The sequence below is a fragment of the Myroides odoratus genome (genome assembly GCF_965118575.1).
GTDB classification, from domain to species: domain Bacteria; phylum Bacteroidota; class Bacteroidia; order Flavobacteriales; family Flavobacteriaceae; genus Flavobacterium; species Flavobacterium odoratum_B.
This window is the reverse complement of record NZ_CBCPHW010000035.1, coordinates 1-10,123: the sequence shown is the minus strand read 5'-3', so window position 1 is coordinate 10,123 and position 10,123 is coordinate 1. Positions and strand designations below refer to the sequence as shown.

Annotated in this window: 12 protein-coding genes and 3 pseudogenes; 8 read left to right on the top strand and 7 right to left on the bottom strand. The window is 30.3% G+C overall.

All coding sequences use genetic code 11. From position 1 onward, the window contains the following. Positions 1-204 (bottom strand): annotated as a pseudogene (locus ACMHJ2_RS17520) (hypothetical protein); the annotation flags it as partial. 366 nt (positions 205-570) lie between these two features. Here ACMHJ2_RS17520 and ACMHJ2_RS17515 point away from each other — a divergent pair. Further along, positions 571-783, top strand: a complete 213-nt coding sequence (locus ACMHJ2_RS17515) for a transposase (RefSeq protein WP_413514150.1) — start codon at positions 571-573, stop codon at positions 781-783. Here ACMHJ2_RS17515 and ACMHJ2_RS17510 read toward each other — a convergent pair. Beyond that, complete coding sequence (locus tag ACMHJ2_RS17510) at positions 778-1,155, bottom strand: winged helix-turn-helix transcriptional regulator (protein WP_413514149.1); 378 nt, start codon at positions 1,153-1,155, stop codon at positions 778-780. The genes ACMHJ2_RS17515 and ACMHJ2_RS17510 overlap by 6 nt on opposite strands. Before the next feature lie 86 nt (positions 1,156-1,241). Here ACMHJ2_RS17510 and ACMHJ2_RS17505 point away from each other — a divergent pair, with 86 nt between their 5' ends. Then, complete coding sequence (locus tag ACMHJ2_RS17505; RefSeq protein WP_413514148.1) at positions 1,242-1,808, top strand: NAD(P)H-dependent oxidoreductase; 567 nt, start codon at positions 1,242-1,244, stop codon at positions 1,806-1,808. 57 nt (positions 1,809-1,865) lie between these two features. On the opposite strand, the pseudogene ACMHJ2_RS17500 reads toward ACMHJ2_RS17505, so the two are convergent. From ACMHJ2_RS17500 to ACMHJ2_RS17485, 4 genes and pseudogenes are all read right to left on the bottom strand, one after another. Then, positions 1,866-2,095, bottom strand: a pseudogene (locus ACMHJ2_RS17500) (TraQ conjugal transfer family protein); the annotation flags it as partial. A gap of 19 nt (positions 2,096-2,114) precedes the next feature. Next, positions 2,115-2,210 (bottom strand): annotated as a pseudogene (tnpB, locus tag ACMHJ2_RS17495) (IS66 family insertion sequence element accessory protein TnpB); the annotation flags it as partial. Between the two features lie 53 nt (positions 2,211-2,263). Beyond that, the gene (tnpA, locus tag ACMHJ2_RS17490; protein WP_413514147.1) at positions 2,264-2,551 is read right to left on the bottom strand and encodes an IS66 family insertion sequence element accessory protein TnpA; all 288 of its coding nucleotides are present in this window, start codon (positions 2,549-2,551) and stop codon (positions 2,264-2,266) included. A 114-nt stretch (positions 2,552-2,665) separates the two neighbouring features. Further along, positions 2,666-3,190: a hypothetical protein gene (locus ACMHJ2_RS17485; protein WP_413514146.1), complete on the bottom strand. Its 525-nt coding sequence runs from the start codon at positions 3,188-3,190 to the stop codon at positions 2,666-2,668. 312 nt (positions 3,191-3,502) lie between these two features. On the opposite strand from ACMHJ2_RS17485, the gene ACMHJ2_RS17480 reads away from it, so the two are divergent. From ACMHJ2_RS17480 to ACMHJ2_RS17455, 6 genes are all read left to right on the top strand, one after another. After that, positions 3,503-4,735: a transposase gene (locus tag ACMHJ2_RS17480; RefSeq protein ID WP_413514145.1), complete on the top strand. Its 1,233-nt coding sequence runs from the start codon at positions 3,503-3,505 to the stop codon at positions 4,733-4,735. A gap of 41 nt (positions 4,736-4,776) precedes the next feature. Continuing rightward, positions 4,777-5,046: a hypothetical protein gene (locus tag ACMHJ2_RS17475; protein WP_413514144.1), complete on the top strand. Its 270-nt coding sequence runs from the start codon at positions 4,777-4,779 to the stop codon at positions 5,044-5,046. 757 nt (positions 5,047-5,803) lie between these two features. Further along, positions 5,804-6,385 carry a hypothetical protein gene (locus ACMHJ2_RS17470; RefSeq protein ID WP_413514143.1) on the top strand — a complete coding sequence of 194 codons (582 nt, stop codon included), beginning with the start codon at positions 5,804-5,806 and terminating at the stop codon, positions 6,383-6,385. Then, positions 6,382-6,843 carry a hypothetical protein gene (locus tag ACMHJ2_RS17465; protein ID WP_413514142.1) on the top strand — a complete coding sequence of 154 codons (462 nt, stop codon included), beginning with the start codon at positions 6,382-6,384 and terminating at the stop codon, positions 6,841-6,843. The genes ACMHJ2_RS17470 and ACMHJ2_RS17465 overlap by 4 nt, the downstream gene beginning before the upstream one ends. 1,113 nt (positions 6,844-7,956) lie before the next feature. Continuing rightward, positions 7,957-8,511: a hypothetical protein gene (locus ACMHJ2_RS17460; protein ID WP_413514141.1), complete on the top strand. Its 555-nt coding sequence runs from the start codon at positions 7,957-7,959 to the stop codon at positions 8,509-8,511. A gap of 10 nt (positions 8,512-8,521) precedes the next feature. After that, positions 8,522-9,094: a hypothetical protein gene (locus tag ACMHJ2_RS17455; RefSeq protein ID WP_413514140.1), complete on the top strand. Its 573-nt coding sequence runs from the start codon at positions 8,522-8,524 to the stop codon at positions 9,092-9,094. Positions 9,095-9,915: 821 nt separating this feature from the next. Here ACMHJ2_RS17455 and ACMHJ2_RS17450 read toward each other — a convergent pair. Then, positions 9,916-10,123: OmpA family protein (locus ACMHJ2_RS17450; protein ID WP_413514139.1), on the bottom strand; the 208-nt coding region annotated here is incomplete at its 5' end.

The following is a 10,123-nucleotide window of genomic DNA, read 5'->3' as shown; positions in this document are numbered from 1 at the left end:
TTCGTTAGGTTTATCGTATTTGTTACTTATAAAAAGTAATGAATTTGTATATAAGGTTTCCAAAGGGACATTATCAAATTTTATGACAACAAAACCCTCCCCTGTAGTTGTAGATACCATTCCTTTAGGGGTTAATTGAATGCTATCTTGTGAAAAACTAACAATTGTAAATAATAAAAAAAGTAGTAAAGTGATTTTTTTCATTGCCAAATATTTTATCCAACAAAACTATAGCAATAAAAATATTTTAACAAACTGTTCTTAGTACACGACAAAAGCATTAATCAATTGATTTAGAAAGAAATAAAGGAAGGGATTATTTATAAAGTATCAACGGGATTTGACAATTGTACCCAGACAGGTAGTAACGATAGACGTATTGAGCACTTTATGTCTTCAGTCGATTTGTAATTGAAGTGGATTTCAAGGCTGATTTTTGTGCTTATTCCTGTTCAAAGATCTTATATTCTTGTGATGGATCGCACCAATTGGAAGTTTGGCAAACAAGACTTAAATATCTTAATGTAAGGTATTAGTTATAAGAATATGTGTTTTCCAATACTATTTAAAATGCTAGACAAACGCGGTAATTCAAATACAAATGAGCGAAAAGAACTTATTGATATTTTTATTAAGTGTTTTGGCAAAGATCGTATTGATTGTGTTTTAGCTGATAGAGAATTTGTTGGAGAAGATTGGATAAACTACCTAAATAATAAACTGATAAAATATTACATCCGTATTCGAAATAACTTTAAGGTGTACTGGCTTTTAGTTCTATGAAGAGACGTTTACAAATTCACCATTTTCATTAACTACCTGATTGCCCCAGTTCGTAATCGCTTCTAAAACCGGAATAAGGCTCTTGCCAAAATCGGTTAAGCTGTACACTACTTTAATAGGCGGTTTTGTACCATATACTTTTCGTAAAAGCAAACCATCTTTCTCCAATTGCTTTAGTTGCAGGCTCAAGGTCATTTCCGTAATGGCTGGTATCTCTCTACGAAGCTCATTATATCTTTTTGGCTCATTTTGCAAATGATAAAGAATAACAGCTTTCCATTTTCCTCCAATCAAATCCATTGTAAGGCTTACTGTACAAGGGTAAATTTTATCTTTCAGCTTAACATAGTCGCCGATACATTCAGTTTTCATCTTACATCTTTTTCAACCTATCAATTTCGATAGTTATTGCAATTGCAATATACTAAAATTATTTTTGCTACTATAATAATTATAGTATGTCATTAGTAATTTTAGCACACCCGAATTTCGATAAATCTTTTGCGAACAAAACAATTATCGAAGAATTAAAAAATAGCCCTATGGATATTGAAATCAGAAATATTCACGAGTTATATCCTGATTATAAAATTGATGTAAAAGCAGAACAGGCCGCTTTGTTGCGGCACAAGACTATTATTTTTCAATATCCGTTTTATTGGTACAGTATGCCTGCCATTTTAAAACATTGGTTTGACCTAGTGTTTGAACACCAATTTGCCTATGGTTCAAAAGGTGATAAGTTAAAGGGGAAAAATTTTATACCGAGTTTCACAGTAGGTTCATCGCAGGACAGCTACACAACTTTGGGCTTTCAACATTTTCGTGTGTATGAATTTTGTAAACACCTGGAACAGACAGCCTATCATACTCAAATGAATTACATTGACCCTATTTTCTTTTATGGCACTTCATTAGCTGCAGGTTATGCAGAAGACGAAATAAGAGTCAACGCAAAGCTACATAGTCAAAAACTAATACAAAAGGTATTTGAACTGGAAAATAATGTAATGGTATCGAAATAGGTTTAAAAAGTAAGTGGCTAGTCTATTTGACTGGTCACTTACTATACATTGGAATTCTTACTCCCCACTATTAAACTGAAAACTCAACTGCTTTTCATTTCCAAAACTATCTGAAACCCAAATTTCAAAAGATTGTGAAACGGCAGATGTAGAAGTATAATACAATCGGAACTGTTCAGCAGGCAATGGATACAAATCATTTGGTAAATATGGCGGTTCATCATAAAATTTCAGGAACCTTGACCATCGAACTGAAAGTAGCGTAAAGCATACTGTGTACTCGTGTAATAGTTTCATTTGATTACAGCGTCTATTGATAAAAACATAGACACTGCCATTATGAGCTACTTGGTTCAATTCATTTTGAACAAGGCCACACAAACTATCAAAACTCTTGCGCATATCACAGGCAGATGTGTACAAATAGAATTGATGAGAACTACTTAAACTAAACATTATCCAAGCTGTAATAAAGAATACAACTCACTCAGATTTTCTGTGTGTACTCGAAGTTTAACCCCATTAGGATAGATAATCTCATATTCCTTTTTTGTAAAGGGTTCTTCTTTGCTAATGGCTATAAAACTGCTCGTGTCATCTTGATGGGACGGTTTATAATATTTTTGAATCCAGTAACTAAAGGTGGGTAATTTTAGACCGTGTTCTTCACAATAAGTTGCTTGGGTTAATCCGCTTGCTTTCCAATCCTCTACATGAGAGTACATGATGTCTTGTTTGCTCATCTCTTTATTATTTGAGACAAACTTACTATCTTACAAGAAGCATAAAAAATATGCGGTTGCTCGGGTGGATACGTAATAATTTTAGCTTTAACCCGCCATTGTGTCAAACCCTTATTATGTGACGTTTTTTATATTTATAGTTTCAGTTTTGTCATTATATTCCATCAAATAATGTTTATCCCATTGTATAAACTCATCGCAAGTAAATTCTAATGTGTTATTTGACCAATTTTTAAATTCAATGAAATCCATTTCGATTGGACTATCAATTAACTTTTTATTTTTTAGGCTCGAAGTGATTTTTTCGATATTCATATAATCAGCAATTAAAAAATCATCACTTGGAGTAAGAGATAAACTTTTATATTTTGGTTGATCTTCAAAATTAATTATACTAGCGGTTTTAAAGTCTAATTGAAAAAGATAATCACTTGTCAAAATCAACGCAATTTTATTTTTCAATGAAACTTGAGCATTTTGAGGATACCCTCTAAATTGTCCGCACCATTCAGTATAATCATCTTCTGTAAATTTTATAAATGTCCAACTTTGAGAATTCCAAGGACTTTCAATATCATAAATTCGTTCCTTAAATTCTCCTGAATATGGTTGGTTAATGATTTCTACTTTGATTATCATACGTTTGTTTGGGGAAAATGTCACATAAAGGGTCGCGTATTGGCGATCGTGACGGATTAGAAAGCCGAAACGCTCAACTTTATACTAACCTAAGCATAAGCTACAGCGTTTTATTATTTTCTAAAATTAAGAAAAAAGGAACTATAAATGGCTGTTGCAACAAAAAAAGGAGAAACTTTCGATTTCTCCCTTAAATTGCTATTTCGCCAAGCCGATGTGCTTGTTGCACAACCCAAAAATAAATAAAATTTCGTATCTTGTTGTATGCAAGGCGAAAAGATTTTACCCCACAATTATTTTACGAACTAAGCTTTGGACAGATTAGTTCCATCCGATAATTTTTATCGCCGCGTAAATCAAGAATTAGATTTACACTTTCCATACAAATCCACTGAAAAATATTACGGAACCCAAGGTCAAGAAAGTATTGATCCGGTAGTTTTTTTCAAGATTTTATTGGTTGGCTATTTGAACAACATCAATAGCGACAGAGCTTTGATTCGCTATTCTAGTAATTGTTTAGATGTTCGGTTGTTTTTAGGTTACGATTTAAATGAAGAATTACCTTGGCATTCTACTATCAGTCGTACACGTGGTCTTTTCGGAGAAGAAGTTTTCTTGCAGCTTTTTCAACTTATCCTAAGTTTATGTGTAGGAAAAGGTATGGTTTCAGGTAAACGTCAAGCGGTAGATTCTGCTTTTATCAAAGCTAACGCGAGCATGGATTCTCTAGTTGAAAAAGAGGTTCTAAAAGATGCATCTGCGTTTGTGAATGAATTGGAAGAAAACTCAGAATTCAAAGTAACATCTACACGTAAAAAGTTAGTCGAGCAACATCACAATTGGAAAGAAGAAGCTTTTAAAGGAATGCCAGGACATATAAAAACGCTTCAAAAAGATGAAGATGGTAAAGATATTCGACCAAAATTTTTAAGTAATCATACGCATTTTAGTCCTACAGATCCCGATGCAAAAATCTCAACCAAACCCGGAAAGCCTCGACAATTAAATTATGCGGGTCAATTAGCTGTTGACGATAAAAACCACGTAATTACAGGAGCTTGTGCGAGTACAGCTGGAAGTAAAGACAGTTCAATTTTTGCGGATATCATGGATCAAACTATAGAAAATTTAAATCGAAACGATATTCAAATTGGAGAAGTTTTAGCCGATGCTGGTTATAGTAGTGGAACGAGTTTACAATATTGCGAAGACAATAATTTAAATGCCTGGATACCAAATTTTGGACAATACAAACCGGAACGTAAAGGATTTATATTCAATAAAAAAGAAAATCGATATGAATGTTTTCAGGAAGGCGGAAATAAGGCATTTTTACCTTTTAAACGTACTTTGATTGATAGTAAAGGTTATGAAAAGAAAACGTATCGAAGTAGCGAGCAAGACTGTGGAAAATGTCCATTACGAGAGAGTTGTTGTGGTAAAGTTACCAAATTCAAAAAGTTCGAAGAGAGTATTCATAAACCACTTTACGATAAAATGCATGAGAAACTTACCCAAAACAAAGGTACCATCGCAGATTAGTTAAACGTCGAAGTGCTACAGTAGAACCCGTTTTAGGAACCTTGATTAATTTCTTTAATATGAAAAAGATTAATAGTCGAGGAATGGCTCAAGCTAATAAACATGTTTTAATGTCAAGTTTATCATATAACTTAAAGAAATACCTGCGCTTTTTTTTGAAAGTTCCGAATATTTTTGCTCAAGTTATTTCCTTAAAACAAGGGAAGAACTACGTTTTTATAAAACAAGTGTTTCACAAGAATAAAACATCAATTTTAAGTCACTCTAATTTTGGTTTTCAGAATACTTTTCTAAAAATAAACCTCGCTTAAAAAGACTTAAACGAGGCGATATATTATGTATTTTATTGTAAAATGGAGTTGTGCAACAGTTACCGATGTTAATTGATGTTCTTTAATTTTTGAATCTCAGTCGGTAATTTTTCAAATGTTTCTTGCTAAAAATCTTCAAAATCATAATCTTCTTATTTGTCAAAGTAAGCAATACTTTGGTTAGACAAACAGAAAATCGTCGCTACAGTGTTACATAGCTCCCAATGGTTAAAAGCATAGATAATTGATTGATAGTACTACTATACAATGCTATATCTGATTTGTGGTAACTATAAATAAAAAGAGAAGAGCTTGAATAATTAGATACACAAACACTAGTATTAACCGATGTAAAAATAGAAATGTAGGAATGAAGAACTAAAAAGAGCGAAAACACCAAAGCTAGAACTTACTGAAGAGACTTTGAGGGATAGTAGAGGGAGAAATTAGACAAGATGTATTTGCTCGGGTGCGCACTTCATAACGTGAATTTAGAACAAATTTTAGTATTGCATCTAAGACGCTTTCCAGGAAATCGAGGCATATTTGATTAATCTTAGACGAATGTTTTGAAAAGCCTAAGATTACCAAGTCTTTCAAAGCGTGGAGTAAAAATAGATAATGTTTTAAAATATTAATCAAAGTTATTTATGTATATGTTTTTTCTATAGTGGTCTTATTGGTTAATGTAATGGGATATTATCCGAGGTATTTGTGTATTCTTCAAAGTTGGGTTGCATACTCTCTCCTGTATAGTATGCTTATTATTGAAGGAGGTGATCAAATAAATGCAATATTAACACTATTATTAATCCCTATTTCTATTTTAGATGGTAGAAAAAATGCATGGATAGTGAAGAAAACAAATAGTAAAGTCAATAGATTTTTATTACTAAATGCAACTTGCGCATTATTTGCTATTAAAGTTCAAATGTCTTTATTGTATTTTAATGCAGGTGTTGCCAAAATATATGCTCCTGAATGGGCTAATGGCACTGCTGTTTATTATTGGTTTAATGATGAAGTATTTGGAGCACCTTTGTTTATGAAAAAAATCTTTGGATTTCTTTTTGAAAATGCATTTACTGTTACCTTTATTAACTGGGGTGTTATTATTCTAGAAATAGGATTATTTATAGCTATTTTTTGCTCTCAAAAATATAAATATATTTTTTTAATATTAGGGTTAATCTTACATTTTGTTATTATTATTGTTCATGGTTTACCAGCTTTTTTTATGGCTATGGCAGCTGGACTTCACTTATATTTATCTGAAATGGATATAACAATAAGGGAGAATTTTAAAAAAATTATTAATTTAAAAAATTTAATGAAATGAAAACAGTCGAAAGTAATGTAAATATGCCTCCTTTTCTTTTAATCTTATTTGTTATTCAGTTTGTTTTAGCAATTAGATATTTCATTTACCAAAATGATAGTTTAGTACTATTACTAATTTCAACGTTAGTACTTATTTTCGGTTTTTTTTTCACTTTAAGCAAATTAAGAGTAAAGATAGATGATAGTGTTATTGCGTATAGTTATTTTCCTTTCGTTAATAAAAAGATACCATGGAAAGACGTTGAAAGTATAGAAGTAATTAAAATTTCTCCTCTAAAAGATTTTCTAGGATGGGGAATTCGTTATTCAATGAAACATGGGATGGGGTATATTTTAACTTCCAAATATGCTCTTTTTGTGAAGAAGAAAAATGGAAATAAAGTCACCATTTCAATAAATAAAAATGAAGAGTTCATAGAATACTTGAATGAAAGACAGGATAAAAAGGTTGTTTAGTTTATCTATCATCCAAAAAGGATTTAATTAGATACCCCATTTATATACAATAATGTACCAATGATGAAAACGGGTTTGTATTATCAATTAATAAAATAATAAGGAAATAAAAAGCCTTCAGCGCCAACTGAAAGCTATTCAATTGGTTAAATATTGAACAATAGCTAATAAGTTCCTTTATTAATTCAGTTACTAATTGATTGTTACTTTCAATACTAAGTCCACAAGTTTTTTAACGATTTTGAAAAATATTGATTTCATGATGGGTTTATTTTGAAATTAGCCACCATGTATCAATAGATTTTTTGAAATTATATTCATTTACAAAAAAAGAGTTAGTAGATAATAGTTGTAAATATTCAAAACGTTATTTACTGTTTTAAATAAGTGAGTTTTACTTTAGAGCTTTTCTTATACGTGGCTTCAAATCTTGTTTTAAACAAACCTTCTTTGCTATAAAGTTGAACGCTTTTAGTTCTTTACACCCCTGCAAGCAAGTTTATTTTAAAAAACTCAACCTGTAAAAAAGCTTTTAGTGTTTTAAAACTTTATACTTTTAAGTTTTTACTTCAAAGACATTTTAAAACAGCATTACATTGCTTTTTAAAAGACAATTGTAAAACTTACTTTACTATCTTACAGCAAAGAAAGTTTATGTACGGATTGAAAATTTTAAATGGAATTTTATGGTTGATCTTGGCACTTTAGTGTCAAATAGTAGGTGATTTCATATTAAGAAATCACTTTAGATTTTACTTTGTAAAATTGGTTGATTTACTAATCGAAAGATTAGAGCAAGTTATGTTTTGAGGCACTCGAAACTACGTTCGTACCATCAAAACGACTTGCTCTTGCAGAGGGATAGAAAACTACTCCAAAGTCGTTGTTTTTTATTGTTTAAATCGTAGATGGATATTTAATAGTTAAGATTTGTAAAACTATTTTTCCGATTTGCATTTAAGTTTTTTACCTCACAAAAAAAAAAGTAATACTCTTTAGATTCTAATGAAATTGTCTGAATATTTGAAAAAAAATACTTTAATTAAGTGTTTATTTATATAATTTTTTTATTATATTGCATTAAAATAATGTTAAATAATAAAAATTTATATCATGAGAAAACTATTTTTTTTATTAACAGGGATTATATTTTCATCACTTATCCTTTTTTCCTGTAGTGATGAAAATAAAGAAGTGTTCAATAACACGCAAAAAATTGTTGATATTAGCAATGAAGAAGTAGAAGCACAACCCATTCCTGATTTTGATGTTAATGATTTTAGAATCGTAATCTATTTTAAAGCTTTAAAAGTCCCTAAAAGGATTAGCCCAACAGGTGGAGGTAGTGGTATTAATTGCTCTTTTGGATTTGGATTCTGTGCTGGTATACTTATCACTTGGTATCAAGTTCCATATCCACATGAACCTGAAATTTTAAAAAATGAAGATGTTGCCTTGGTTTATAAAATTGACAAAGATAATAAGAGAGTAATTTTTTACGCCCCAAGTAGTTTAACTTCTTTAAATGAATTTAGCCAATCTGATGTTGCTGAATTTACTATCTATGAAGATATGGTAGTTGAAAGAGGTGTAGTATTAAAACCAGGAGATTACCCTAAACAATATGACAGTAAAGGGAATTATGCTTATGTAGTAGATATTTATTAATTTTTTTTTTATGAGTAAAATTTTTAAAATTATTATATTCCTATTTCCATTTATTGTATTTGGGCAAGGAATGGAAATAAAAGACACTCCTAAAGAGTATATTGATCATATAGTTAATATATGGGAAGTTGATAGTAATAAAATTATATACATTTCAAATGAAACATCACTCTTTAAATTAGCCTCTAACTTTCATGAATCTGTATTATCTTTTGTAGAAGGGAAGCTTTCTACAAGTGCTGAAATTTTAGACGGAAGAAGAAAGTGGAATAAAAAAGTTTGCGGACTAGCTTTGAATAATTTGGACATTGAAAATGTGAGAAAACATTTAAGAAAAGGAAATGATTACACTAAAATTCACTTAAAAAGGATTGTGGATGACACAGAATTTAATTTTAAGAATGATAGTATGACTACAGTACTAGTTTATTCAAAAAAACTAGATTATGTCATAAACGATTATTTTAAAGTATTAAAGGAATTTTCGGATAAAGGGATGGATTATGTTATTATCACGATGGACAATGAAATATTGAGTCAAATTCCAGGGGCATTAAGTCAAGAAAAAGATGTATCATTTTAATATTAAAAAACAATAAGTAAGCCCTGATATTATTAGGACTTACTTATTTTGATTTCTCCATTCTCTAGAGGTGGTTAATACCTAAATTATAAATTTTCTGTATTTAGATTTTCTGATTAAAAATAAATGTTAAAATGATTAGTAATAAAGAAAAAAAATAATTAAATTATATAAAACATCATAAATAAGACTTTTTTTTTTATTACACAAATACTTTACATATAAATTATGTATTTTTACTTTTTAGAATCAAACGATTCCAATCATAGTTAAAAACTTTCCTAATAAGGTGCGCACAACAATCCAAAAAAGTGAACATCTCTATTTATAAAGCATACAGTATAAAAGAGTAACCCTCTTTCTCCATAAAATAAACAAAGTTATTGCCTTATAAAGGTTTGAAAGCAAGACAAAAGCCTGCAAATTTATTAATTTCGCAGGCTTTTATATTTTATGATTACTTCAATATATTTAAAAGTGCTTAAAATATTAATCCCTAATTCGGGTTACATACCTTGTGCCTTAAATATATGCCCTTATAATCTAATTCTAATAGCTTCTTTACGTGCTAAGTTAGAACATGAATATAATTTGAATAGCCAAATAGACATATGTTAACTTTAATTAAAGAAAATAAGAGCCTTACATAATTATCTAATATAGTAACAAGAACAAAGAGCGAAAATCAGTTATCTCATACAGATATTTTATTCACGGCGCGGGAAGTTACAACCTAACACTTTATATAAGAACAAAAAAAGGATTAGCTGAAAATTCAGCTAATCCTTTTTGAAAAAATCACACTAATATAGGTTGTAAACTTACCTATTCAAAATAATAAATTCACTTCGTCTATTGACTTGGTGTTCTTGGTCTGTACAACGCACACCATTGCTACAAGCATTGAGCAATTGACTCTCGCCATAGCCTTTGCCTGTTAAGCGACTTGCATCAATACCTTGACGTATCATCCATTGAACCGTCGATTGAGCTCGACGCTCAGACAAACGCAGGTTATACGCGTCATTG

Excerpts from the sequence above, each read along its gene's own strand:
- ACMHJ2_RS17465 (WP_413514142.1), top strand. The coding sequence starts at position 6,382 with ATGAAAACAGTCGAAAGTAATGTAAATATGCCTCCTTTTCTTTTAATC.
- ACMHJ2_RS17455 (WP_413514140.1), top strand. The coding sequence starts at position 8,522 with ATGAGTAAAATTTTTAAAATTATTATATTCCTATTTCCATTTATTGTA.
- ACMHJ2_RS17485 (WP_413514146.1), bottom strand. The coding sequence starts at position 3,190 with ATGATAATCAAAGTAGAAATCATTAACCAACCATATTCAGGAGAATTT.
- ACMHJ2_RS17510 (WP_413514149.1), bottom strand. The coding sequence starts at position 1,155 with ATGAAAACTGAATGTATCGGCGACTATGTTAAGCTGAAAGATAAAATT.
- ACMHJ2_RS17470 (WP_413514143.1), top strand. The coding sequence starts at position 5,804 with ATGCTTATTATTGAAGGAGGTGATCAAATAAATGCAATATTAACACTA.
- tnpA (WP_413514147.1), bottom strand. The coding sequence starts at position 2,551 with ATGAGCAAACAAGACATCATGTACTCTCATGTAGAGGATTGGAAAGCA.
- ACMHJ2_RS17515 (WP_413514150.1), top strand. The coding sequence starts at position 571 with ATGCTAGACAAACGCGGTAATTCAAATACAAATGAGCGAAAAGAACTT.
- ACMHJ2_RS17505 (WP_413514148.1), top strand. The coding sequence starts at position 1,242 with ATGTCATTAGTAATTTTAGCACACCCGAATTTCGATAAATCTTTTGCG.
- ACMHJ2_RS17460 (WP_413514141.1), top strand. The coding sequence starts at position 7,957 with ATGAGAAAACTATTTTTTTTATTAACAGGGATTATATTTTCATCACTT.